This window comes from Thiohalorhabdus sp. (genome assembly GCF_046545655.1).
Lineage (GTDB): Bacteria > Pseudomonadota > Gammaproteobacteria > Thiohalorhabdales > Thiohalorhabdaceae > Thiohalorhabdus.
The window spans coordinates 1-24,747 of the sequence record NZ_JBKGZG010000014.1 but is presented as its reverse complement, the minus strand read 5'-3'; the positions used below and the strand labels follow the sequence as shown (position 1 = coordinate 24,747).

Here is a 24,747-nt window from a genome sequence, read left to right as displayed (position 1 = left end):
GGGACCGGTATCCGGGGTTACTTGCCCCGGCCCGGCGCGCTGGCGTAATGGAACATGGTATCCCGGTCCTTCCATACCCGCTCTTCGAGCATTTCGTCGGGCAGGGTGAAGAGGTGCGAACGGTCGGCCTTCTTGGTCTTGACGAGCTTGACCACCTCTTCATAAGGCATCTTGCGGAACAGGCCGTCGTTGTCCGTGGACCGGACGATCATGAAATCATCGAACAGCTTGTAGACGTAGAAGTTCCCGGGGCGGAGCTTGCCGTTACGGTCCTTGTAGGTAACCGTGATCCGGGTGTTTTCCTGGAATTCGCTGCGGTCCACCGTCGTTCCTCCTGGGGTAACGTGCCCTCGTGATCGTGGGCTGGGGTAGCGCCTGCCTAACGGTTTGGGGTCTCGCCCGGATGCCTTACAATCCACGGGCGGATTTTAAGAGCGTGGCCAAGCTAGCACGGGGGTCGGGGGCCGGCAAATAAAGGGCCTTGATCGCTGAATTAAAATTACTGCCTTGCTAGTGGGCAGGGCAATCGCCAACATTGCCCCCTCTCAAAAATCCCGGTCTGACGGCCCTTTCCCTTGCCGCCGCCGGGAATCTGCGGTTCGATGCCGCACGCGGAGACCGAACATGCTGGCCGTGGAAGAAGCCCGCAACCGGGTCCTGGAGGCCATTCGCCCCGTCGACGAGGTGGAGGTGGTGCCCACCGCCGAGGCGGCGGGCCGGTATCTCGCCGAGTCCCCCCGGGCGCGGGTGGGGAGCCCGGCCTTCGACAATTCGGCCATGGACGGCTACGCCCTGCGCGCGGCGGACCTCGGCGAGGCCGGCGGCGAGCTGCCGGTCGCCTTCACCGTCGCGGCGGGGGACGATCCCCGTGCGCTGCCCGAGGGGACCTGCGCCCGCATCATGACAGGCGCGGCCCTTCCTGCCGGCGCGGATGCGGTGGTCATGCAGGAGAAGGTGGAGGCGGACGAGGGCCGGGCTCGGTTCGCCGAGGGGCCGTCACCGGGGGCCAACATCCGCCTGGCCGGGGAGGATATCGCACCGGGGGCGGGTCTGGCGGGGCCGGGCGAGCGGGTCTCGCCGGCGCTGATCTCCGCCCTGGCCACCGCCGGCATCGGCGCGGTGCGGGTGGCCCGCCGGCCGCGGGTGCTGGTGCTGTCCACGGGCTCCGAGCTGCGCGACCCCGGGGAGCCCGTGGGGCCGGGCGAGATCTACGACTCCAACCGCTTCGCGCTCCTGGCCATGCTCCGTCAGCTCGGGGTGGAGGCGGTGGACGGCGGGCGGGTGCCGGACCAGATGGAGGCGCTGCGCGGTGCCCTGGAGCAGGCCGCGGAGCACGACATGGTCCTCACCAGCGGCGGGGTGTCCGTGGGTGAATTTGACCACGTGAAGGCGGTTCTGGGGGAGAAGGGGGAGATCGGCTTCTGGAAGGTGGCCATCAAGCCCGGCAAGCCCTTCGCCTTCGGCCGCCTGGGCCGGGCCTACTTCTTCGGCATGCCGGGCAATCCCGTCTCCGCCCTCATTACCTATCAGCAGTTCGTGCGACCGGCCCTGATCCACTGGATGGGCGGCAGGCCCGCGCCGGTGCGGATCAATGCCGTGGCCGGAGCGGGATATCAACGGGAGAAAGCCGGCCGGACCGAATTCCTTCGCGCCCGCCTGGAATGGAGCGGCGGGCAACTGGCGGCCATCCCCCTGTCCCGGCAGGGCTCGGGAATGATCTGGGGGATGAGCCGCGCGCACGCATACATCGTTGTGGATGCGGGCAGTCACGGCTTCCGGACCGGAGAGGCGGTGGTGGTGGAGCCCGGCAGCGAATGGTGCAGTTTCGGCGAGCCGCAATCGAGGGGCGAAGAATGACTGCGAGCGGACTGACGTATTACTCGGATCCTGACCATTACGAGGATCACTCCAAGCAGGAGGTGAAGTACACCACCTGCTATATGTGCGCCTGCCGGTGCGGGGTGAAGGTGTATGTAGAGGACAACAAGCTCCGCTACCTGAAGGGCAACCCCGACCATCCCACCAACCAGGGCGTGCTCTGCGGCAAGGGCTCCTCGGGGATCATGAAGCAGTACTCCCCCGCAAAGCTCCAGAAGCCCCTGCTGCGCAAGCCGGGCGCCGAGCGCGGCTCCGGGGAGTTCCAGGAGATCTCCTGGGAGGAGGCCCTGGGCATGCTCTCGGAGCGCCTGGAGAAGATCCGCTCCAGCGACCCTCGCAAGCTCGCCTTCTTCACCGGCCGCGACCAGATGCAGGCCCTCACCGGCCTGTGGGCCACCCAGTTCGGCACGCCGAACTTCGCCGCCCACGGCGGCTTCTGCTCGGTGAACATGGCCGCCGGCGGCATCTACACCACCGGCGCCCCCTTCTGGGAGTTCGGCAGCCCCGACTGGGACCGCACCAAGTACTTCCTGATGTGGGGAGTGGCCGAGGACCACGACTCCAACCCCATCAAGATCGGCCTGGAGAAGATCAAGCGCCGCGGGGCCAAGTTCGTGGCCATCAACCCGGTACGCACCGGCTACGCCGCCATCGCCGACGAGTGGGTGGGCATCCGGCCGGGCACCGACGCCATGCTGGCCCTGTCCATGGTGCACGTCCTGCTGGAGCGCGAGCTGTTCGACTGGGAGTACCTGGTCCGTTACACCAACGCCCCGTACCTGGTGATCGACAACGAGGGCGCCTCGGACCACGGCCTGTTCCTGCGGGACGACAACGGCAATCCGCAGGTCTGGGACCAGAACAGCGGCGGCTTCGCCGACGCCACCGGCACCGACATCGCCCCAGCCTTGTTCGGCGAGTACACCGGGCCCAAGGGCGAGCGGGTGAAGACCGCCATGACCCTCATGGCCGAGCGCTACCTCTCCGACGAGTACAGCCCGGAGCGGGCCGCCGAGATTACCGGCATCGACGCCGAGCGCATCGAGCAGATCGCCCTGGAGATGGCCCACGTGGCCTTCCGGGAGACCATCGAGATCGATTGCGAATGGACCGACTGGGCCGGGCGCAAGCAGGACAAGTTCATCGGCCGGCCGGTGTCCATGCACGCCATGCGCGGCATCTCCGCCCACTCCAACGGCTTCCAGACCTGCCGCTCCATCCACTTCCTGCAGATGCTGCTGGGCACCGTGGACGTCCCCGGCGGGTTCCGCTCCAAGCCGCCGTTCCCCAAGCAGGTGCCGCCGGCCATGAAGCCCATGGGCGGCGACGTGGAGAAGGCCCTCGCGCCGGACACGCCCCTGGCCGGCCCGCCGCTGGGCCAGCCCACCGCGCCGGAGGATCTGCTGTTCGACGGCGACGGCAAGCCCCTGCGCATCGACAAGGCGTACACCTGGGAGGCGCCGCTGGCCGCCCACGGCATGATGCACATGGTCCTCACCAACGCCTACAACGAGGACCCGTATCCCATCGACACCTTCATGACGTTCATGGCGAACATGTCGTGGAACTCGACCATGAACACCCAGGGCGTCATGGAGATGCTCACCGCCAAGAAGGACGACGGCGAGTACCGCATCCCGTTCGTGGTGGTCTCGGACGCCTTCCATTCGGAGATGGTCAACTACTCCGACCTGGTGCTGCCGGATACCACCTATTTCGAGCGCTACGACTGCATCTCCATGCTCGACCGGCCCATCTCGGAGCCGGACGGGCCGGCGGATGCCATTCGCCACCCGGTGATCGAGCCGGACCGGGATGTGCGGGCCTTCCAGGACGTGCTGGTGGACCTGGCTTCCCGGCTGAAGCTGCCGGCGTTCACCAACGAGGATGGTGAGCCAAAGTTCAAGGATTACAAGGACTTCATCGTCAACTTCGAGAAGGCGCCGGGCATCGGCTTCCTGTCGGGCTGGCGGGGCAAGAGCGGCGAGAAGTCCTTGGTGGGCGAGCCGAACCCCAACCAGTGGGAGAAGTACCTGGAGAACCAGTCCTTCTTCGCCTACCACCTGCCCGAGCACATGCGGTTCTACAAGGGCTGGAACAAGGACTACCTGGAGTTCGCCAAGGAGTCCGGCTACCTCGGCTCCAGCGAGCCGGTGGTGATGAACTTCTACTCCGAGCCGCTGCAGCGGTTCCGGCTGGCGGGCGAGGGCGTCTACGAGGGGCCGAAGCCCGAGGACCCGGTGGATCGCGAGCGTCTCAAGAGCTACTTCGACCCGCTGCCCTTCTGGTACAAGCCGCTGGAGCAGCAGCGCGTGGAGGACGACGAGTACCCGTTCTTCGCCCTGACCCAGCGGCCCATGATCATGTACCACTCCTGGGACTCCCAGAACGCGTGGCAACGCCAGATCCTGGCCAAGAACTACCTCTACATGAACCGGGAGCGCGCCGAGCAGCTCGGCATCCCGGACAAGGGGTGGGCCTGGGTGGAGAGCCACCACGGCAAGATCCGCTGCCAGGTGAAGCACATGGAGGGCACCGAGCCCACCACGGTGTGGACCTACAACGCCATCGGCAAGCAGAAGGGCTCCTGGGGGCTGAAGCCGAACGCCGCCGAGTCCAACGAGGGCTTCCTCATGAACCATCTGATCTCGGAGCTGCTGCCGGAGAAGATGGGCGAGCGGCGCATCACCAACTCCGACCCCATTACGGGCCAGGCGGCGTGGTTCGACCTCCGGGTGAAGATCTCCCCGGCCGCCTCCGGGGAAGAAGGCGTGTGGCCCGAATTTCCCGGGATCAAGCCCTTCCCGGGTGAGCCGGAGCGTCCCGAGGTGCTCCGGTACGACACCCGGGGCCGGAAGTAACCAAGCCGCCGCCAGGGCCGAGCAAGGAGCGCGTGATGAAACTCGGATTGGTCATAGATCTGGATACCTGCGTGGGCTGCCACGCCTGCGCCACCGCCTGCAAGGAGTGGAACGCCTCGGGGGTCACCGGCCCCCTGTCGGACTACGATCCGTACGGGGCCGAGCCCTCCGGCGTGTGGTTCAACCGCATCCGCCACTTCGAGGTGGGGGAGTATCCGGAGAACAAGACCGTCAACTTTCCCATGTCCTGCCTGCACTGCGAGAACGCCGAGTGCGTGACGGTGTGCCCCACCGGGGCCTCCATCAAGCGGGAAGAGGACGGCATCGTGCTGGTGGACCAGGACAAATGCATGGGCTGCAACCTGTGCTCCTGGGCCTGCCCCTACGGCGCCCGCGAGCTGGACGAGTCCAGCGGGACCATGAAGAAGTGCACCCTCTGCGTGGACCGCATCTACGACGAGGAGCTCGAGGAGCGCGAGCGGCAGCCGGCCTGCGTCCTGGCCTGCCCCGCCCACGCCCGCATGTTCGGCGACCTCGAGGATCCGGAATCGGAGGTGGGGGAGACCGTGCGGCGCCGCGGCGGCTACTCCCTGATGCCGGAGCTCGGCTACGAGCCCACCAACCAGTACCTGCCGCCGCGCTCCACCCGGCCCATTCCCACCGACGACCTGCCCAAGCCCAAGGCCTCGGACAAGGTCAAGGAATGGACCAACAAGGTGGTCAACCGCTAGCGGAAGGCCCGCGCGGCGCCAGCGCGAACCGACGGACTGCAGTCAAGGAGCCATAGGGAGCCATGAAACCGGCATTCTCGGTGATTCTGTTCACGGTCGCCTCCGGGGCGGGGTTCGGCCTCATCATGCTGGCCATCCTGTTCGACCTGTTCGGCCTCGGCGGGGGGCTCGACCGGGACAGCCTGCTGGCCGCCGGCGGGCTGGCCTTCGTCCTGATCTCGGTGGGGCTGCTGGCCTCAACCGCCCACCTGGCCAACCCCAAGAACGCCTGGCGGTCCTTCAGTCGCTTCCGGACCTCCTGGCTGTCCCGGGAGGGCGTGTTCGCTGTCCTTTTCTACCCCTTCTTCCTGTTGTACTTGCTTGGGGTCTACGTGGGCGGCGGCACCACGCCGGGATGGGCGCTGTTCTTCGGCCTGGTGGCCTTCCTGCTAGGGCTGGTCACGCTGTTCTCCACGGGCATGATCTACGCCAGCCTCAAGACCATCCGCCAGTGGTCCAGCCCGCTGGTGCCGGTGAACTACATAACCAAGGCGCTCATGACCGGCATCCTCCTGCTCTACGCCCTGGGGCTCGCCGAGCTGAGCCCGGTGGGAAGCATGATCGCCCTCGCGGCGGCCCTGATCCTGCTCGCGGCGGTGGTCAAGTCGGTCTACTACTTCTGGATGGCCCAGCCCGCGGGCCCCACCATCAACACCGCCACCGGGTTCACCCGGGCCAAGGTGCAGATCCTGGATCCCGGCCACAGCTACGGGACCTTTCTGACCCACGAGTTCGGCTACCAGGCGTCGCCGGCGCTGACAAAGGCGCTGAAGGTGGGGGTGTACGTCTTCGCCTACATCCTCCCCCTGGTCCTGCTGTGGCCGGCGGCGGAGGCCCCCGGAAGCGCCGCGATGTGGGTGGCCGCGATCTCATCCCTGGCGGGGGCGGCCATGGAGCGGTGGCTCTTCTTCGCCGAGGCCCGCCACGTGGTGAACCTCTACCACGGCGCTCAGGCCACCTGATCAAGGGCCCCGGGAATTCCCGGGGCCCTTGTGCGGTCTCAGCATCAGAATTTGGTAACCTTCCGAATCTCGAATGAAGGGTGGATGCACCTATGGGATCTTTGCGCGAGATCTCCCCGCAGGAGCTCCAGGAGTGGTCCGGGGAGTCACCGCAGCTGGTGGACGTTCGGAATGACGGCGAGGTGCAGCGGGGGGTGATCCCCGGAATGGTCCATATTCCCATGCACCTGATTCCGGTGCGGTCCGGGGAGCTGGACCCGGCCCGCCCGGTAGTGGTGTACTGCGCGAGCGGCGCGCGGTCGGCCCAGGTGGGCTACTACCTCCTGCAGAACGGTTTCCAGGAGGTGTACAACCTGGTGGGCGGGATCCAGGGGTGGGCCCGCCAGTACCCGATTACCACGCCGCAAGAGGCATAAGAAGCGTTATAAGGGGACAAATAAACCCCCCTTATTCTTTTATCAAAAGATTTGCGTTGCCTGTTGGATACACCTGGCCCATTCTCACGGGCATTTAGGGCACAACGCTTTCACCAGGAGGGATGGCGAATGCCGGAAGCGAATCAGGAACTGGACGCCCGCGGTCTGAACTGTCCGCTGCCGATCCTGCGGACCAAGAAGGCCCTGAAGGACATGTCCTCGGGCGAGGTCCTCAAGATCGTGGCCACCGATCCGGGCGCCGTGAAGGACTTCGAAGCCTATGCCTCCCAGTCCGGCGACGAGCTGCTGGAGCATAGCGAGAACAACGGCGAGTACACCTTCTTCCTGAAGAAGGCGTAACGCGAGCGAAGGGGGCGCTATTGGCGCTCTCTTTTTTTGTATTTAGGGGAGGGGAACCCTGCTATGGCCGAAGAAAAGAAGCTCGCCATCATCGCGACCAAGGGTACGCTGGACTGGGCCTATCCGCCCTTCATTCTGGCGTCCACCGCGGCCGCGCTTGGCTACGAGACGCAGATCTTTTTCACCTTCTACGGGCTCAATCTCCTGAAGAAGGACATCAAGGACATCAAGGTCAGCCCGCTGGGCAACCCGGCCATGCCGATGCCCATGCCCATCCCGAACCTGGTGCAGGTTCTGCCGGGCATGGAGTCCATGGCGACCTCCATGATGAAGAAGAAGATGAAGTCAAAGGGGGTGGCCAGCCTGGAGGATCTCCGCGATCTTTGCCAGGAGGCCGAGGTCACCATGATTGCCTGCCAGATGACCGTCGATCTCTTCGATTATAATCCGGGAGATTTTATCGACGGCATCGATTACGGCGGGGCGGCGACCTTCTTCGAGTTCGCGGGCGAGTCCGATATTTCCCTGTTTATCTAGCCGGGGCTGAGGACTACAATTCGTCTGGGAACTCGCCGATTCGTCCGGGAATCGAAGCCAGAAGGCGGAGGTAAGCCCGACCGGAATGGTCGGGCTTCCGTCCCCCGCGCGGGCGGAATCCGGCTGGAGGATCACCACGAACAGGAGTGGAGGCGATGGCAACCTACGCCGAGATGCAGGATATATTCAACGAGATCACCCAGGACTTCCGTTATGACCACGAGCTAAACGGTTGCCTGAACTGCGGCATTTGCACCGCCACTTGCCCCTCCGCGCACTTCTATGACTATTCCCCGCGGGAGATCGTCCAGCTGCTGTGGACGGAGAACGTGGAGCAGGTCTACAACGCCATGCAGGAAAAGATCTGGGCGTGCGCCCAGTGCATGACCTGCGCGGCGCGGTGTCCCTTCCGCAACAGCCCGGGCGGTCTGGTCATGATCATGCGCGAGGTGGCCATCAAGCACGGCTTCGAGTCCGCCAAGCAGGTGCTGCGGCCCTTCGGGCGGGTGATGCTCAAGCTCATCACCACCGGCAACCAGCTCTCCCCCGACATGATTCAGCCGGATGCGTTCCCCGACTGGGGCCCGAACATCCAGAAGGTCGAGGGGGATCTGCAGACCCTCCGCAACGCCATCCCGGTCAAGACCCTGCAGACCGTGGAGACGGCCTGGGAGGTGAGCCTCAAGACCTCCGTCGAGATGTACACCATCTGGGAGATGACGGGCGTGCTTTCCTCCCTGGAGACGATGGATGAGAACCTCTACGACGTGATCGAGGATTTCATCGACGAGAAGCGTGAGGACTACGAGGACTGGCTGGAGGAGCAGGAAGAGGACTGATCCCGGTCAGCCTTCGCTCCGAGCAGCTGCTTCCGAATATATAGGAGAGCAATCATGGCCGATCACAATACTCCCGATCAGGGTGGCATCGCCGGGCACGGATCCTTCTTCCAGCCCACCGACCTGTCCCCGCAAGAGGCGCAGGCGGCCACGGAGTGGGTCCGCAAGGAGGTGGACAAGCGCCGGTACCAGAACGAGGAGCGGGTGGACGACATCCGCGAGCACATGTGGGAGCTCGAGAAGGACGGTGAGATCATTGTCCACCGCATCAAGGACGAGCACGAGCCCATCGACGTGGAGACCCTCTACGGCTGGAACAAGCGGATCCCCACCAAGCAGCTCTGGCACCACAAGTCCTGCGGCCAGTGCGGCAACATCCCGGGATACCCGGCCAGCCTGCTGTGGCTCATGAACAACCTCGGTTTCGAGCCGGGCAAGGACTACCTGGACGAGACCGACCAGACCAGCTGCACCGCCTGGAACTACCACGGCTCCGGCATCGGCAACGTGGAGTCTCTCGCGGCGGTGTTCCTGCGCAACTTCCACCAGGCCTACGTCTCCGGCAAGCAGCACGGTTACGACGACGGCTATTTCTATCCCCTGGTGCATTGCGGCACCTCCTTCGGCAACTACAAGGAGATCCGCAAGTACCTGATCGAGTCCGCCGAGCTGCGCGAGAAGGTCACCAAGATCCTCGACAAGCTGGGCCGGACCGTGGACGGCAAGCTGGTGATCCCGGAAGAGGTGGTCCACTACTCCGAGTGGGTGCACGTGATGCGGAACCGCATCGCCTCGGAGCTGCAGACCATCGACATGAGCAACATCCGGGTGACCATGCACGTCGCCTGCCACTACTACAAGATGATCCACGAGGACGCGGTCTACGACCCCAACGTCCTGGGCGGCAACCGCACCGCGATCGGGACCGCCATGGCTCAGGCCCTCGGGGCCCAGGTGATCGACTACTCCACCTGGTACGACTGCTGCGGCTTCGGCTTCCGCCACATCATCTCCGAGCGCGAGTTCACCCGGTCCTTCACCATCGACCGGAAGATCAAGGTCGCGCAGGAGGAGGCCCAGGCCGACGTGATGCTCGGCAACGATACGGGCTGCATTACCACCATGGACAAGAACCAGTGGATCGGTAAGGCGCACAACCAGCCCTATCAGGTGCCGATCATGGCCGAGGTCCAGCTGGCCGCCCTGGCCTGCGGCGCCGATCCGTTCAAGATCGTGCAGCTGCAGTGGCACGCCTCCCCCGTGGAGGAGCTCGTCGAGAAGATGGGCATCTCCTGGGCGGACGCCAAGGCCAACTTCGAGGCCTACCTCAAGGAAGTGGAGAAGGGCAACATCGAGTATCTCTATAACCCCGAACTGGCGTACGGAGGAACGAACTAAATGTCCGACACCGTTCTTGTCGTAGGTGGCGGTCCGGCTGGCCTGGCGGCGGCGCACGCCGCCTCCACCGCCGGTAAGAAGGTCGCCCTGGTGGAGAAGGAAGACATCCTCGGGGGCGCCCCCATCCTTTCCGGCTACGCGAAGCTGGTCCCCAGCGGGGAGTGGGCCAAGGACGCCATCGGGCGCATGGTCAAGCGGGTGGAGGACGACTCCAACGTGACCGTGTACACCTCCACCATGGTGGAGCAGTTCGACGGCGAGCCCGGCAGTTTCACCGCCAAGCTGTCCAACGGCGATTCCGTGGACGCGGGCGCTGTGGTCCTCGGCACCGGCTTCACCCACTTCGACTCCATCAACAAGCCGGAGTGGGGCTTCGGGATGTATGAGGACGTGGTGACCACCACCCAGGTTGAGCAGATGGTGGGCCGCGGCGAGGTGAAGTGCCCCTCCGACGGGCGCGTGCCCGAGCGGGTGGCCATCCTCCTGTGCGTGGGCTCCCGGGACCGGCAGATCGGGCGCGAGTGGTGCTCCAAGATCTGCTGCACGGTCTCCTGCAACCTGGCCATGGAGATTAAGGAGCTGTCCCCGGAGACGGATGTCTACATCTACTACATGGACATCCGCACCTTCGGCCTGTACGAGGACAAGTTCTACTGGAAGTCCCAGGAAGAGTTTAAGACCAAGTTCGTCAAGGCCCGCATCGCCGAGGTGACCACCTCCGAGGACGGCCGCCTGCTGGTGAAGGGCGAGGACACCCTGGTCAAGCGGCCCATCATTATCCCGTTCGACATGGTGGTGCACGCCATCGGCATGGACCCGCAGGACGACAATCCGGAGATCTCCAAGACCTTCGGCATCGGCCTGGAGCAGCACGGCTACATCGCCCGCGCGGAGATGTACACCAACACGCAGGGTACGACCCGCGAAGGCGTGTTCGTTGCTGGCGCGGCCACCGGCCCCAATGACATCGACAGCAGCGTCGCTGAGGGCCAATCCGCGGCCCTGCGCGCGGTAGCGACCATCAATGGCGTGGCTGAGAAGAAGGCAAGCTAAGGGGTCCGGGGAGAACCTGGAGCCCTCGGAGCTGGGGGTTGAGCTCAGCCCCCAGCGCTGCGAGCAGGCCCTCCAGCAGCTCTTCGACAACCTTGAGGCGGATGGCGGCGTGGAGCGCTATGTCGCCGCCCTCAAGATGAAGAGCGAGCTGTTCGGCAGGCTGCTCGCCCCCGAGGCCCTCTCCCAGCTGGACGAGGAGGCGCGCGACACCGTCCTGGAGCGGGTGTTTTCCGCCCGCCGGCGCCTCGCGCCCCACCTGCGGGAGATGGAGGTCGCTGATTTCCGCTCCCTGGTGGGGGAGCTGCTGCACGGCAAGGGGGACCTGGAGGAACGGATGGAGGCCTTCGTCGAGGCCCTCCCCTGCGAGGGGAAGGCCTGTCGCGCCCGGCGCGACCTGGCCGCCGACCTCCTCCATTTCTACGACCCCGAGCGGTATCCGCTCATGACCCGCTGGGTCTGGGACGTGAACACCGACTCGGGGGCCCTGCGGGAGCTGGTCCCGCACAGCGATCAGATCGAACGGCTGCCGACGGGCGGCGAGCCCGGGGTCTTCCTCACCCTGCGGGACTGGGTGAAGGAGCAGCTGGAGGCCCAGGCCTTCTACCGGGACCTCGATCTGATGGCCGATCTGCTGCTGGCCCAGGTGTACGCGCAGTACATCAAGGCCATGGCGGAGGGCATGCTGCGGACCGACTTCGGCGGGAACAGCGAGGACCCCAGCGAGCACGTGCGCAAGCTGTTGGGAATCGATGAGCAGCGCCTCAAGGGACGGTCGCGCCTGAAGGGCGAGACCGAGGGCTGAAGGGGTTTCCATCCACGGGCGCTTCTTTGGCCTACGCACCGGATGATGGCCTGGCTAGGAGTCAGCAATGGCGATTCATGAAAAGTCTCTGATCGATGCCGAAAACATAATGGAGGAGGAGGACCTCACCGTTGACGGTGTGGACGTCTCCGGCCATTGGAACACCATGATCCGCCCGCGGTACCTCACGGACTACGATGAGAGCTTCCGCAAGGAGATCGCGGCCCAGCCGCAGGCGGAGAACGTGCACCGGTGCTGGCAGTGCGGCTCCTGCACCAACTCCTGCACCGTGTACGCGCTCAACACCGACTTCAATCCCCGGTACTGGATCTACCTGATCAACCTGGGCCTGAAGGACGAGCTTCTCAAGGACAAGGACATCATCTGGCAGTGCGTGTCCTGCAACAAGTGCACCAACATCTGCCCCAAGGACGTGCGTCCCGAGGGCGTGATGAAGGCCACCGCGCACTGGCTGGAGGAGAACGGGTACACCGACACCACGTACTCCACCCTGTTCGACGAGGAGTTCACCGAGCAGATCCTCGAGCGCGGCCGCATCGAGGACGGTGAAGTGCTGCAGAATTTCTACAAGAAGACCAACCAGTCCCTGTTCCAGGAATGGATCGTGGAGATGGGCAAGCGCATGGTGAAGCACCTGCCCTTAACCCACCTCATGCACATGGGCATGGCCTCGGTGTTCAAGCCGAAGACCAAGTCCTGGGGCAAGACCGGTGAGGTTCTGCGCGAGTACATCCGGGAGCAGAAGGAGGCCAGGCAGCATGCCTAATAAAGTCGCTTACTATCCGGGCTGCGCCCTGGAGGGCTCCGGCGGCCCTTACGATAAGTCCACCAAGGCCCTGGTGAAGGCGCTCGGCCTGGAGATGGAGGAGGTCTCCGACTGGAGCTGCTGCGGCGCCATGGAGGCCAAGAACGTCCATCCCATGCTGCAGACCTACATGTCTTCCCGGGTCATGGCCATCGCCGCGGAGCAGCAGGGCTACGACACCGTGATGGCCCCGTGCAACGGCTGCTACCACAACCTCAAGAAGGCCGAGTACGAGACCGCCACCGACGCCGAGACCATGGAGACGGTCCAGGACCTCGCGAAGAAGTCCGATGACCCGGTCTACAACGGCGACGTGCGCACCGTGCACGCCCTCGAGTGGTTCATGGAGGAGCTCGGCCCCGAGGGCATGAAGCAGAAGATCAAGAAATCCCTCAACGGGATCAAGATCGCCAACTACTACGGCTGCATGTACACCCGGCCGCGGCAGATCTTCCCCGAGAAGGACCAGGGTCCGGGCAGCGAGTCCTCCTACCGGCCGCACTTCATGGACGACCTCCTGGAGGCCGCCGGCGCCGTGAACGTGGAGTACCCCCTGAAGACCGCCTGTTGCGGCGGGGCCCACACCCTCTCCGACGCCGACACCTCCACCCAGCTGGTCCTGAACCTGCTGCAGGCCGCCGAGGACGCCGGCGCCGAGGTGATCGCCACCGAGTGCCCCACCTGCCACTCCGGCCTGGAGATGCACCAGATCCGGGCGGAGAAGGAGTTCGGCATCGAGACCAACGTGAAGATCATCTACTTCACCCAGCTGCTCGGTCTCGCCATGGGACTTTCGCCGCGCAAGCTCGGCATCCATGAGAACATCAGCGACTCCATGGATCTCCTGAAGGAAAAAGGCGTCGCGTAAGTCCTGGAAATCCGGAAGGCGGGGAACCTGCACAGGTCCCCGCTTTTCGCGTCTTTAGAGGGCGGCCATGGAGTGCAACGGTTGCGAGATCCGTCCGGAGCTCTACTACGATCCGGACTTCCAGATCTGGGCCCGCCGTGAGGAGGACGGCAACCTCACCGTGGGCATGACCGACTACTCCCAGTCCATCGCCGGCAAGATTCTCCATGCCCGGGTGCGCAAGCCGGGGACCCGGCGGCCGGCCAGCAAGCCGATCGCTACCCTCGAATCCGGGAAATGGGCCGGCCCTGTACCCAACTTCTTCGACTGCGTGATCGTGGAGCCCAACGAGGAGATCATGAAGGATCCGACTCTCCTCAACCTGGAGCCCTACGAGGCTTACATTGCGGTGGTGGAGCCGGTGAACGGGGCCGAATCCGCCCTGGAGGGCATGCTGACTGGAGACGCCGCCTGCGAGGAGTTCTGCCGGCGCGCCAAGGAAGAAGGCTGGGAGTGCGACCGCGACATCCGCTGAGCGGGTGCCGGTCCCGAGGAGAGGTTGTTGGCCAATGGATTTCGATGAGGCCGAGGATCAGCTGGTCATCTTCCTGATGACCAGCGGCCCGAGCACCCCGCAGCGCTGCGCCACGCCGTTCTACCTGGGGTCCCTGCTCGCGGCCATGGACTGTGACGTCAAGATCTTCTTTACCATGGAAGGCGTGCGGCTCCTTCAGAAGGGGGTGCCCGAGAACTTGACCGCCATGGAAGGTGGGAAATACATTCACACCTTCATGCAGGAGGCCAAGCGGGCGGGCGTCGAGCTCATCGGCTGCAAGCCGGCGCTGCCCGGCTACGAGCTGGAGCCCGGAGAGCTTATCGACGAGGTGGACGAGGTCGCCAACGCCGGGCGGCTGGCGGACCTCATCCTGTCCTGCGACAAGCTGATCACCTTCTGACCCGGCCGGACGGACGGAATTTCCGGGGAGGGCGGTCCGCCTCCCCTCGCCGGAAGCAGATAGAGCGTGCAGTAGCTTTCGAGCACACCGGCCAAGGCCGGTCTCACCCCGTACCTGTATAGGAGGATTGTCGATGGGGACCGTTCGCGGATGTAACATTCCGGAAGACCTCTACTACAACGTCGAGAACAACGTCTGGGCGCGCAAAGAGGACGACGGGACCGTCACCATCGGGATGACCGCCTTCGCCGCGGCCCTGGCCGGTGATCTGGTGGCCTACACCCCGAAGAAGGAAGGCAAGTCCATCAAGAAGGACAAGTCCGCCGCTACCGTGGAATCCGGCAAGTGGGTGGGTCCGGTGAAGAGCCCGGTGGCCGGGGACGTCACCGCCACCAACGACCAGGTGGCCAACGACCCCAGCCTCGTGAACCGCGATCCCTACGGCGACGGCTGGCTGGCCAAGCTGAATCCCGCCGACTGGGACGGCGACTCCAGTGACCTGGTGACCGGCCAGGAGGCCCTGGACGCGTTCGAGAAGAAGATGGACGCGGACGGCTTCGACGGCTGCTAGGCCGCGCCGGGGGGAAGCCCACTTCCCCCGCGCCCTCCGCAAGGACGGGCGGCAGGGACCCGGACGGGTCCCGCCAATGGGCTCCGGGCGAGTCCATTGGCGGGGGCCGAGGACGCGCCGGCCGACCGTACACCGATGGTTTGGGACCGAGAGGCGACCCGACGATGCTCGACTGGCAGACCGCCATTGGACAGGTGGAGGCCCTGGAAGACCTGGACCTCGACCACGGGCTCATCCGCGAGATGCAGGAGACCCTCACCCGCATGCCCGCGGGCGACGAGCCCAATATCAATTTCTACGTGCCCTCCTTCAAGCACTTCGAGACCGACGAGATCGCCGGCTGCGGCAAGAACCGCTTTCCCGCCGTCTCCGTGACGGGGCCGAAGTGCAAGCTGCAGTGCGACCACTGCAAGGCCAAGGTCCTGGAGGGGATGCAGCCGGCCGAGACGCCCGAGGAGCTGGAGCGGCTGGTGGAGGAGGAGTTCATCCCTGACGGTGCGCGGGGCATGCTGCTCTCCGGCGGCTCCAACCACCAGAACGTCATCGACTACCCGCGGTTCTTCCCCACCATCCGGAAGCTTAAGGACAAGTACCCCCACTTCCAGATCGCCATGCACACCGCCCTGGTGGACGACGACTACGCCGCCGAGATGGACGCGGCCGGCGTGGACGTGGCCATGCTTGACGTCATCGGTGCTCAAGAGACGGTGCAGAAGGTCTACCACCTCAAGCGCCCGGTGGAGGACTTCGAGAAGTCCGTGGCCGCGCTGGTGAAGACCGACATGAAGGTGGTCCCGCACATCGTCCTGGGCCTGCACTACGGCGAGTTCCTCGGCGAGTACAACGCCCTGGAGATGATCGCCCGGCACAGCCCGGACGCCCTGATCCTGGTGGTCACCGAGCCCTACTTTGCCCCCAGCAACCGGCCCTTCAAGACCCCCGATCCCAACGAGGTGGGGCGGTTCTTCATGGCCGCCCGCCAGCGCATGGGCGGCCAGACCCCGGTGCTGCTGGGCTGCGCCCGGCCCGGCGGGGAGCAGCGCGTGGTCACCGACACCTACGCGGTCATGGCCGGCCTCGACGGCATCGCCTTCCCCTCCGATGGCATGCTGGAGCTCGCCGACACCCTGGGCATCCAGCACAAGACCACCCCCTCCTGCTGCTCCGTGATTGTCGGGGAGGAGATCCTCCCCGTGGCCGAGACGGCGTAGGGGGCTCCGGTGGCTGACCGTCCCACCTGGCGGCTCCTCGACACCGGCCTGCGGGGCGCGGCGGAAAACATGGCCCTCGATCAGGTGCTCCTGGAGAGCCACCAGGAGGGCCACTCGCCCAACACCCTCCGCTTCCTGCGCTTCGAGCCCTGCGTGCTGGTGGGCTACCACCAGAAGGTGGCCCACGAGGTGTGGGAGGACTTCTGCGCCGAGCACGGCATCGCCGTGCAGCGCCGCATCACCGGCGGCGGCACCATCTACTTCGATCCCCTCCATCTGGGCTGGGAGCTCTACTTCGACCGCGCCTTCTTCGGCACCGGGGACATGGGGGAGCTCTCCGCCCGGATCTGCCGGGCGGCCGCCACCGGCCTGCAGCGCGTGGGAGTGGACGCCCACTTCCGCCCCCGCAACGACATCGAGGTGAACGGCCGCAAGATCTCCGGCACCGGCGGGGCCTTCGACGGCAGCTCCGTGGTTTTCCAGGGCACCGTCCTCATCGACGCCGAGCTGGAGAAGATGCTCGGCGCCCTGCGGGTGGCCCCCGAGAAGCTCTCCAAGCGCCAGATCAAGGACATCGGCGAGCGCCTCACCACCGTCAAGGAGGTGCTCGGCGGCCGCGAGATCGGCTGGGACGAGGTGAAGCGCAACCTCGCCGAGGGCTTCGCCGAGGAGCTGGGGATCCACCTGGAGCCCGGCGAGCTGAACGCCATGGAGGAGGACAAGCTCCCCGAGACCCTGAGGGAGATCGAGGACGAGGAGTGGATCCACCTCCATTCCCCGGCGCAGGCCGAGGACGCCACGGTGGTGGAGGCCACCCACCGCTGCGACGGGGGCCTGGTGCGGGCGGCGGTGGCCGTGGAGCCGGACCGCGGCATGATCAAGCACGTCACCTACAGCGGCGACTTCTTCGTCAATCCCAAGCGCATGGTCTTCGACCTGGAGTCCGCCCTGCGCAACCTGCCCATGCCCCGTCTGGAGGAGGCCGTGCACGGCTTCTTCGAGCGCTCCGAGGTGGAGATGCTCCTCCTGCGGCCCGAGGACTTCCTGACCCCGGTCAAGGACGCCCTGGGCCCGCTCGGCGAGGGTGAACCCCGGGGTCCCTCCGGCGAGGAGGCCTCGGGATGAGCGCGCCCGCCGCCTACGACGTCCTCGTCGTGGGCCTCGGCCCCGGCGGGGGCTCCGCGGCCCGGGCCGCGGCCGCCGCGGGCCGCCGGGTGCTGGCCGTGGACCGCCGCAAGGAGGTGGGGCAGCCGGTGCAGTGCGCCGAGTTCCTGCCCAACCCCATGCTGCGGCACGGCAACCTGCCGGGCGTTCTGGTGCAGAAGATCACGGGCATGAAGACCTTCCTGCCCTCCGGACACCGTGAAGAATCCGACTTCCCCGGCCTGATGATCGACCGGGGCAACCTGGACCGGGCGGTGGCCGACGAGGCGGAGGCGGCGGGCGCCGAGCTGCGCCTGGAGACCCGCCTGCTGGCGCTGGATGCCAAGGGGCGGGTGGCCCGGCTCAAGGGGCCGGACGGGGAGTACGAGGTGGGGGCGCGCGTGGTGATCGGCGCCGACGGTCCCCACTCCCCGGTGGCCCAGGCGGCCGGCCTGCCCCCGCAGAAGACCGTGCACACGCGGCAGCACACCCTGCCCCTGCTCGACGCCTACGCCGACACCGACATCTACCTGTCGCCGGACTTCCCCGGCGGCTACGGCTGGTTCTTCCCCAAGGGGGACGTGGCGAACGTGGGCCTGGGCATCGACCGCCGCTACGGCGACGACCTCGGCGGACCCCTGGAAGGCCTGATCGCCCAGCTGGTGGAGCGGGGCCTGGTGGGGGACCGCCTGCTCGGCCGCACCGGCGGCTCCATCCCGGTGGGCGGGCTGCGGCCCATGGTCCACCCGGGCCCGGTCCTGCTGGTGGGCGACGCCGCCGGCCTGACGCACCCCATCACCGGGGCCGGCATCCCCGCGGCGCTGATCTCCGGCGACCGGGCCGGCAAGGCCGCCGCCGAGTACCTGGAGGAAGGGGACGCCGAGGCCCTGGAGGACTTCGAGGAGGACGTGCGCGATCAGTTCGAGACCTCCGTGTCCCGCGGTGTGGAGCGGCGGGAGGAGCTGGAGCGCATCTGGGGGCGCCCGGAGGCGTCCAGCGACGCCCCCCACCGGCGCGGCTGGATCGCCTTCTCCGAGTACTTCAGCGCGTCGGCCGGAGCGGAAGAGGCCGTTTCCCGCTAGGGAGGAGGCCGAGGCGCCCCGGGTCCCTGGGCTGGCCGGGTAAAGAAGGCGGGGCTTGTGGGAGCGGTCCGCGACCGCGACTTGCAGCGAGCCCAAAGGGTCGCGGTCAAGGACCGCTCCCACGGGATCCTTCCGCCCGGTGGCTGGGCCTTTGTGGGAGCGGCCAGTGGCCGCGACAAACAGGAGCTCTCCGCGAGCTCTGTGGTAATGAGTTTGCGTTTCGATTCGCCGATTCAGTTTTTCGTCGTATGAAGACCGCATGCCCCGAAAGGGCCCCCGCCGGGCCTGCCGGATAGATCCACGAGGAGGCACCGATGAGCGAACCGACGGCGACGCCGATTCAGTTCTACAAGCCGGACCTGTTCACCAAGACGCCGGAGATGCGCTCGCCGGAATACGTCCAGATGTCCACCGCCGCGGCCATCTCGCTGGGGCTCATGGACGGGCAGATGTACCGGACGAGCTGCACCCACTGCCTGAACCTGCTGGTCACCTATCCCGAAGGGTGCCGGGCCAACTGCTCCTACTGCGGCCTGGCGCGTCACCGGGAGGAGGACCGGGACTACGCCGACCGCAACTTCATCCGCGTGGACTGGCCCACGGCCAAGATGGATGACGTCATCCAGCGGGTGAAGGAAGGCAAGGACGGCGGCGCCTTCCAGCGCATGTGCATCTCCATGATCACCCACCCCAACTCCGACGAGGACTCCTTCACCATCCTCGACAAGTGGGTGGCCGAGGTGCCGCACGTGCCGGTGTCCATCCTCTCCAACCCCACCACCCTGCGGAAGGAGGACATCCAGCGGTTCAAGGATCACGGCGCCGACATCTTCACCGTGGCCCTGGACGCGGTGACCCCGGAGATCTTCGAGAAGACCCGCGGCAAGACCGTGAAGTCCCCCCACCGCTGGGAGAAGTACTGGCGCGCCATCGAGTGGGCCGCCGAGATCTTCGGCCCCGAGAAGTTCGGCGCACACCTCATCTGCGGCATGGGCGAGACCGAGCAGGAAATCCTGGAGATGGCCCAGCGGATCAAGGATCTGGGCGGGCACAACCACATGTTCGCCTTCTTCCCCGAGCAGGGCAGCCTCATGGAGGACTGGGACCCGGTGCCCCAGGACCAGTGGCGCCGCGTCCAGCTCGGCCGCTTCCTCATCGACTACGGCGGGGGCCACTACGCCGACATGACCTTCGACAAGGCCGGCCGCGTGGTGGACTTCGGCTACCCCGAGGAGGACCTGGAGCGGGTCATCAACTCCGGCAAGCCCTTCCAGACCAGCGGCTGCCCCGGTAAGGACGACGAGGAAGTCTCCGCCTGCAACCGGCCCTACGGGGACTCCCCCCCGACCGACATCCGCTCCTTCCCCTTCGCCCTCGACGACACGGACGTGGAGCTGGTCCGCCGGCAGATGAGCGGCGAGCCCATCCGCAACCGCTTCGAGCTGGAAGAGGAAGACGACGAGTAGAGCGTTCGGTTTTCCTGCCGGAAGCGCGTAACGGCGGCCCGTGGGCCGCCGTTTTATTGTTTTGGGCAAACGGACAGGGAAGGCGCCTAATTCCGGGGAAAGTCGCAAATTGTATGCCCTAATATTGCCGTATTAATACACGGTAATAGACTTAAATTTGACGGGTAGCAAACCAAAATTATTCTATAAAATCAATATTTATAAGTATATTTCGATATAAAGGATTAACTTGCCTTTCAGACAATAAAAATTTGTGATTTTTGGGTCCGCGGACAGTGTAGTATCAAAGTCCCTGGTTGTTGGCACGAGCAACCGGTACGAGCACCAACGGGCAACCCGTTAAAGGGAGGAAGCACCTAATGCGGACCAACCGGATTCTCTCCGCCGCCCTCGGGGCGTGCGGAGCCATTGGCCTCACCACTACCGCCCACGCCACCAACGGCTACCAGCTCATCGGCGTGGGCTCCTACCAGAAGTCCGTGGGCGGAGCGGTGACCGCGGCCCCCAAGAGCGCCATGACCGCCATCACCAACCCCGCCGGCATGGCCGCCATCGGCAAGCGCGCCGACTTCTCCATGGAAGCCTTCATGCCGGAGCGCTCCACCGATTTCTCCGCCATGGGTGGGGACAAGGTGGACAGCGACGCCGAGACCTATGGAGTCCCCTCCATCGGCTGGACCGCCCCGGTCGCGGACGGGTCGGACTGGTACTTCGGCGGCGGCATGTACGGCACCTCCGGGCTGGGGGTGGACTATCCGCAAACCGAAATGACCGCCCAAGACCTCACTGGGGACGGTAACCCGGATCAGATGTACTGGAGCGGATACAGCAACATCCAGTTCTGGCAGATGGCGCCCACCCTGGCCTACCGGGTGGACGATCGCCTGAAGGTGGGCGCGGCCCTCAACATCGATTACCAGTCCGTGGCTTTCAAGCAACATGTAACGGCTGAGGATGCGGACGGGGATGGCAATCAAGAGGAAATTCAGAACTTCGACCTGAGCCGTGGCGCTCAGGCCTTCGGCTTTGGCCTGAGCCTGGGGGCCCTCTACGACGTCAACGAGCAGCTCAGCGTGGGCCTGTCCTACAAGAGCGAGCAGGCCTTCTCCGACCTGGAGTACAACCTGGACCAGGGGGATATTGGGGAGGACCAAGGGAATGGCTTCCAGGGGCAACCGGCCGGCACCTACAAGCTGGGCCTGGACTATCCCCAGCAGGCGTCCCTGGGCATCAAGTACAGCCCCCTCACCACCCTGGACGTCTCCGCGGACATCAAGTGGATCAACTGGTCCGCGACCATGGACGACCTGAAGGTGGAGGCCCCCTCCGGCGGGCAGGACGTGGACATGGATCCGGGCTGGGACGACCAGATGGTCTACGCCCTGGGCGTGAGCTGGGACGCCACGCCGGATCTGAGCCTGCGGGCCGGCTTCAACTACGCCGAGTCCCCCATCGAGGATGAGGACGCCTCGGCCAACCTGATCCTGCCGGGCGTGGTGGAGAGCCACTACACCGTGGGCGCCAACTACAAGTTCAACGGCCACTGGGAGCTGGGCGGCCACTTCATGTACGCCCCCGAGGTGACCCGCACGGCACCGGACGACGATCCCGATATGCCGGGCACCGAGGTCGCCCTGGAGGAGACCTCCGTCGGCATCAACATCGGCTACCGCTTCTAGCCCTTTGCGGCAACGGGCGGGGGGGCGGCTGCGGCCGCCCCTTTATGCTTGAGACGTCCCCCACAACGCTCTCACCGAATGCAGAAGGTGATCCAAGATGCGTAAGATCCTGACCCTGAGCGCCGCCCTCGTGGCCGGCGCGCTGGCTGCCTTCCCCGCCGTGGCAGCCAAGAGCCCCTACACGGCGGCGAGCCACCTGCCCGATGGCGAGGTGAGCGAGGTGGTTTCCGACGTGGAATCCGCCCTTGGCGAGGCGGGCTTCGAGGTGGTGGGGAGCTACCACCCCATGGACAAGGAGGACCGCGCGGTGGTGGTGGCCACTGACGATGCCCTGCTGGAGGCCATCGAGAAGCGGCCCACCACCACCCGGGAGGGCCACACCATTCCTGCGGCGGGGCTGCGGATTGGCGTGTTCGAGTCCGAGAAGGGCTCGCTGGAGATCAGCTACGTGAATCCCACCTACCTGTACAACGCCTACTTCCAGGACGCCTATCCCGAGGTGCAGGACGAGGCCCGCGACGCCGAGGACCGCCTGCAGGACGCCCTGGGCGGCATCGGCCAGGAGGCCGGCGAGGCCTTCGGCGGCGAGGTGGACGAACTGGAGCACTACCATTACATGGCCTTCATGCCGTATTTCGAGGACCACGTCGAGCTGGCCGAGCACGACGACTTCGACGCCGCCGTGGAGGCGGTCCGGGCCAACCTGGACCAGGGGGTGGCGGAGACTGCTCCGGTTTACGAAGTGGTGATGCCCGAGCGGAAGATGGCCGTGTTCGGCGTGGCCATGAACGACGAAAACCAGGGCGTACCGAGCTGGTACCCCAAGCTGATCCAGCGGCACGTGGCGGCGCTGCCCTACGAGCTCTACGTGGTGGGCGGCAAGGCCTTCATGCTCCACGGCCGCTTCCGCATCGCCCTGTCGTGGCCGGAGCTGACCATGGCCACCTTCTCCAACATCATGGACGCCCCCGGCGATACGGAGAAAACCCTGCGGGAGGTGGCCACCGACTAGGCGCGCCGATCCTGGTAGAATCGAGGCCCCGCCCCATGGCGGGGCCTTTTTTTTCGCCGTTTTGACATGGGGGAGCGGCCCCCGGAAAATCGTGTATCCGACCTCGCTAATCAACTAAAAGGCAGGCGATCCCCATGGCCAAGACGATCCCGCTCCAGGACACCGGCTCGCTGAAGAACGAGCTGCGCAAGTACCAGAAGGGGCAGAAGCTCACCATCCAGGAGTTCAACCGGGTGGCGCGCCTGGCCTACTTCGGCTTCGTGGTCCTGACCCCGCTGGACCCCGAGAACGACGAGGTGGACTCCTACCTCATGTACATTCAGCCGCCGGAGGGCCTGCCGGCCACCCAGCTGGACGTCTACGAGGACATGCCCGACTCCATCACCATCCTGGACGGCGAGCAGGGCAACGCCATCGCGGACGTGATCCGGCAGGGCGTGCGCGACCGAGTGGACCAGCTCCAGGCCATCAACCGGCGGGAGTTCTACTTCGAGTATTTCTACGAGCAGGACCAGTCCGGGAGCTCCGGGGGGAACGGCGACGGCTCCTCCTGAGGCGGGCTCCCGCGGGATGCCGGTGGGGGAGGCGCGCTGGCTGGAGGGGGGGCGGCTGGCCCCCTTCGACCTGCACGCCTTCTACCACGGCCTGGCCCACGCCATGGCGCCCGGGGACGCCCCCATCGTGGCCTGGGTCCGCCCCGATCGGCCCCACATCTCCCTGGGCCCCCACCAGGACGCCGCCGAGGAGCTCTCCCTGGACATGACCGGGCGCGCGGCCGGCCTGGAGGTGGTGCGGCGGGAGACGGGCGGGGGCGCCGTCTACGTGGATCCGGACCAGTGGGTCTACGCCTTCATCGTGCCCCGCGACTGGGTGCGTGGCCGGCCCACGGACCTGTACGGGCGGGTGCTGCCCGCGGTGGAGGCCACCTTCGCCCGGTTCGGGCTGGCGGTGGAGAGCCGGGCCCGCAACGACCTGTGGTGCGGCGGCCGGAAGATCGGCGGAACCGGCATGGCCACCCTGGGCAACGCACTTGTCCTGGTGGGCAGCTTTATGCTCCGTTTCCCCGCCGCCCGCTTCGCCGCGGCGGTGAACTGCCCCTCGCCGGCCTACCGGCGCTTTCTGGCCGCCGGTCTGGCCGAGGGGATAGGGGCGTGGGCCGATGTGGCCACCCCGCCCGCCCCCAACGTCCTGAAAAATGCCTTTCGCCACGCCGTGGCCGGGACCCTGGGATGGGTGGTGGCCCCGGACGCCTGCTCCGCCGCGGAGACCCGGGCCATGGGCGAGGCCGACGCGGAGCTGCGGGACCCGGACTGGCTCTGGGAGCCCCAGGGCCGCCGGGCGGTGCGGGAGGGCATCAAGCTCAAGGGCGACGCCTTCCTCACCGAGCGGCGCGTTCCGGGCCTGGGCCGGGTCACGGTGCAGACGGAGGACGGCCGCATCCGCCGCCTCGACCTCGAAGGAGTGGATCCCGCGCGCAGCGCCGCCTGCGCCGGGCTGCCCCCGTACCCGGCCCTGCTCGCCGCCCGGCTGGGGGGCGAGCGGGCGATGGAGTGGGCCGAGGCGGTGGCGGCCACCGCCGTGCGGGACGAGCACGAGGCCGCCCGGCCGGCCCTGGATAGTGCCTAGCGCCGGTCGGGCCCAAACGAGGACGCACAGCCATGAGTCAACCGACCATCAGCCGGCGCCTGCAGCCCGGCTTCATCATCGTCACCACCGACGACGCCATCGCCCGCGAGCTCAAGGAGGCGGCCGGGGAGGACTGGCAGGTGGAGGTGGTCCCCGCCATCGAAGACGCCGGGGAGTGGAACGAGATCCTGCTCTACCGCTTCATCCTCCTCGACCTGGAGCAGGGCGCCGGCGACCCCGTGGAGCAGCTGCAGCGAATCCGCCGGGAGTACATGATCAACACGCCCGTCCTGGCCTTCGGCGGCGACAAGGCCACCTGGGACCGGGTCCGGCCGGAGGGCGCTGACCGCCTGTTCGAGCGGAGCGAGATCACCGCCAAGCTGCCGGAGTTCATGGAGGCGCTGGGGTGGTGAGGTAGGCGCGGGCCCCGCCGCCGAACCAAGGTGTAGGAG

26 protein-coding genes are annotated in these 24,747 nt (G+C 66.3%); 25 read left to right on the top strand and 1 reads right to left on the bottom strand.

Annotated features, from left to right (window positions below; all coding sequences use genetic code 11):
• Positions 1-17: 17 nt before the first annotated feature.
• A complete protein-coding gene (locus ACLFRB_RS04955; RefSeq protein WP_411067897.1) occupies positions 18-323 on the bottom strand; it encodes a hypothetical protein in 306 nt (101 codons plus the stop codon).
• A 301-nt stretch (positions 324-624) separates the two neighbouring features.
• On the opposite strand from ACLFRB_RS04955, the gene glp reads away from it, so the two are divergent.
• The 25 genes from glp to ACLFRB_RS04830 all read left to right on the top strand — a co-directional run bounded on the left by glp (position 625) and on the right by ACLFRB_RS04830 (position 24,708).
• A complete protein-coding gene (gene glp / locus ACLFRB_RS04950) occupies positions 625-1,857 on the top strand; it encodes a gephyrin-like molybdotransferase Glp (protein WP_411067896.1) in 1,233 nt (410 codons plus the stop codon).
• Positions 1,854-4,739, top strand: coding sequence for a molybdopterin oxidoreductase family protein (locus ACLFRB_RS04945; protein ID WP_411067895.1), 2,886 nt, complete (start codon positions 1,854-1,856; stop codon positions 4,737-4,739). Before glp ends, ACLFRB_RS04945 begins: the two co-directional genes overlap by 4 nt.
• Before the next feature lie 35 nt (positions 4,740-4,774).
• Positions 4,775-5,470: a 4Fe-4S dicluster domain-containing protein gene (locus tag ACLFRB_RS04940; RefSeq protein WP_411067894.1), complete on the top strand. Its 696-nt coding sequence runs from the start codon at positions 4,775-4,777 to the stop codon at positions 5,468-5,470.
• Positions 5,471-5,532: 62 nt separating this feature from the next.
• Positions 5,533-6,471: a dimethyl sulfoxide reductase anchor subunit family protein gene (locus tag ACLFRB_RS04935; protein WP_411067893.1), complete on the top strand. Its 939-nt coding sequence runs from the start codon at positions 5,533-5,535 to the stop codon at positions 6,469-6,471.
• Positions 6,472-6,563: 92 nt separating this feature from the next.
• The gene (locus ACLFRB_RS04930) at positions 6,564-6,887 is read left to right on the top strand and encodes a rhodanese-like domain-containing protein (protein WP_411067892.1); all 324 of its coding nucleotides are present in this window, start codon (positions 6,564-6,566) and stop codon (positions 6,885-6,887) included.
• A gap of 129 nt (positions 6,888-7,016) precedes the next feature.
• Positions 7,017-7,247, top strand: coding sequence for a sulfurtransferase TusA family protein (locus tag ACLFRB_RS04925; RefSeq protein WP_054965378.1), 231 nt, complete (start codon positions 7,017-7,019; stop codon positions 7,245-7,247).
• A gap of 63 nt (positions 7,248-7,310) precedes the next feature.
• Positions 7,311-7,784: a sulfur carrier protein DsrE2 gene (dsrE2, locus tag ACLFRB_RS04920; RefSeq protein WP_054965379.1), complete on the top strand. Its 474-nt coding sequence runs from the start codon at positions 7,311-7,313 to the stop codon at positions 7,782-7,784.
• A gap of 173 nt (positions 7,785-7,957) precedes the next feature.
• A complete protein-coding gene (locus tag ACLFRB_RS04915) occupies positions 7,958-8,623 on the top strand; it encodes a 4Fe-4S dicluster domain-containing protein (RefSeq protein WP_054965527.1) in 666 nt (221 codons plus the stop codon).
• Between the two features lie 54 nt (positions 8,624-8,677).
• Positions 8,678-10,021, top strand: coding sequence for a heterodisulfide reductase-related iron-sulfur binding cluster (locus ACLFRB_RS04910; RefSeq protein WP_411067891.1), 1,344 nt, complete (start codon positions 8,678-8,680; stop codon positions 10,019-10,021).
• Entirely contained in the window at positions 10,022-11,074 is a 1,053-nt protein-coding gene (locus tag ACLFRB_RS04905) for an FAD-dependent oxidoreductase (protein WP_411067890.1), read from the top strand.
• On the top strand, positions 11,046-11,876 hold the full coding sequence (locus tag ACLFRB_RS04900; protein WP_411067889.1) for a hypothetical protein: 831 nt from the start codon (positions 11,046-11,048) through the stop codon (positions 11,874-11,876). Before ACLFRB_RS04905 ends, ACLFRB_RS04900 begins: the two co-directional genes overlap by 29 nt.
• Before the next feature lie 67 nt (positions 11,877-11,943).
• On the top strand, positions 11,944-12,663 hold the full coding sequence (locus tag ACLFRB_RS04895; RefSeq protein WP_411067888.1) for a 4Fe-4S dicluster domain-containing protein: 720 nt from the start codon (positions 11,944-11,946) through the stop codon (positions 12,661-12,663).
• Positions 12,656-13,570 carry a CoB--CoM heterodisulfide reductase iron-sulfur subunit B family protein gene (locus ACLFRB_RS04890; RefSeq protein ID WP_411067887.1) on the top strand — a complete coding sequence of 305 codons (915 nt, stop codon included), beginning with the start codon at positions 12,656-12,658 and terminating at the stop codon, positions 13,568-13,570. The genes ACLFRB_RS04895 and ACLFRB_RS04890 overlap by 8 nt, the downstream gene beginning before the upstream one ends.
• Before the next feature lie 67 nt (positions 13,571-13,637).
• A complete protein-coding gene (locus ACLFRB_RS04885; protein WP_411067886.1) occupies positions 13,638-14,084 on the top strand; it encodes a glycine cleavage system protein H in 447 nt (148 codons plus the stop codon).
• A 34-nt stretch (positions 14,085-14,118) separates the two neighbouring features.
• On the top strand, positions 14,119-14,505 hold the full coding sequence (locus ACLFRB_RS04880) for a DsrE family protein (RefSeq protein WP_054965386.1): 387 nt from the start codon (positions 14,119-14,121) through the stop codon (positions 14,503-14,505).
• 133 nt (positions 14,506-14,638) lie between these two features.
• Positions 14,639-15,076: a glycine cleavage system protein GcvH gene (gene gcvH, locus ACLFRB_RS04875; RefSeq protein WP_411067885.1), complete on the top strand. Its 438-nt coding sequence runs from the start codon at positions 14,639-14,641 to the stop codon at positions 15,074-15,076.
• A 164-nt stretch (positions 15,077-15,240) separates the two neighbouring features.
• On the top strand, positions 15,241-16,287 hold the full coding sequence (locus ACLFRB_RS04870) for a radical SAM protein (protein WP_411067884.1): 1,047 nt from the start codon (positions 15,241-15,243) through the stop codon (positions 16,285-16,287).
• A 9-nt stretch (positions 16,288-16,296) separates the two neighbouring features.
• Positions 16,297-17,412 (top strand): biotin/lipoate A/B protein ligase family protein, encoded by a 1,116-nt coding sequence (locus ACLFRB_RS04865; RefSeq protein WP_411067883.1) that lies wholly within the window; start codon positions 16,297-16,299, stop codon positions 17,410-17,412.
• Positions 17,409-18,512: an NAD(P)/FAD-dependent oxidoreductase gene (locus tag ACLFRB_RS04860; protein ID WP_411067882.1), complete on the top strand. Its 1,104-nt coding sequence runs from the start codon at positions 17,409-17,411 to the stop codon at positions 18,510-18,512. Before ACLFRB_RS04865 ends, ACLFRB_RS04860 begins: the two co-directional genes overlap by 4 nt.
• 314 nt (positions 18,513-18,826) lie before the next feature.
• A complete protein-coding gene (locus tag ACLFRB_RS04855) occupies positions 18,827-19,978 on the top strand; it encodes a radical SAM protein (protein ID WP_411067881.1) in 1,152 nt (383 codons plus the stop codon).
• Positions 19,979-20,337: 359 nt separating this feature from the next.
• The gene (locus ACLFRB_RS04850; RefSeq protein WP_411067880.1) at positions 20,338-21,657 is read left to right on the top strand and encodes an OmpP1/FadL family transporter; all 1,320 of its coding nucleotides are present in this window, start codon (positions 20,338-20,340) and stop codon (positions 21,655-21,657) included.
• Positions 21,658-21,754: 97 nt separating this feature from the next.
• On the top strand, positions 21,755-22,669 hold the full coding sequence (locus ACLFRB_RS04845; protein ID WP_411067879.1) for a hypothetical protein: 915 nt from the start codon (positions 21,755-21,757) through the stop codon (positions 22,667-22,669).
• A gap of 134 nt (positions 22,670-22,803) precedes the next feature.
• Complete coding sequence (locus tag ACLFRB_RS04840; protein WP_411067878.1) at positions 22,804-23,223, top strand: hypothetical protein; 420 nt, start codon at positions 22,804-22,806, stop codon at positions 23,221-23,223.
• Between the two features lie 16 nt (positions 23,224-23,239).
• A complete protein-coding gene (locus tag ACLFRB_RS04835; protein ID WP_411067877.1) occupies positions 23,240-24,295 on the top strand; it encodes a biotin/lipoate A/B protein ligase family protein in 1,056 nt (351 codons plus the stop codon).
• A 32-nt stretch (positions 24,296-24,327) separates the two neighbouring features.
• A complete protein-coding gene (locus ACLFRB_RS04830; RefSeq protein ID WP_411067876.1) occupies positions 24,328-24,708 on the top strand; it encodes a hypothetical protein in 381 nt (126 codons plus the stop codon).
• Positions 24,709-24,747: the final 39 nt, after the last annotated feature.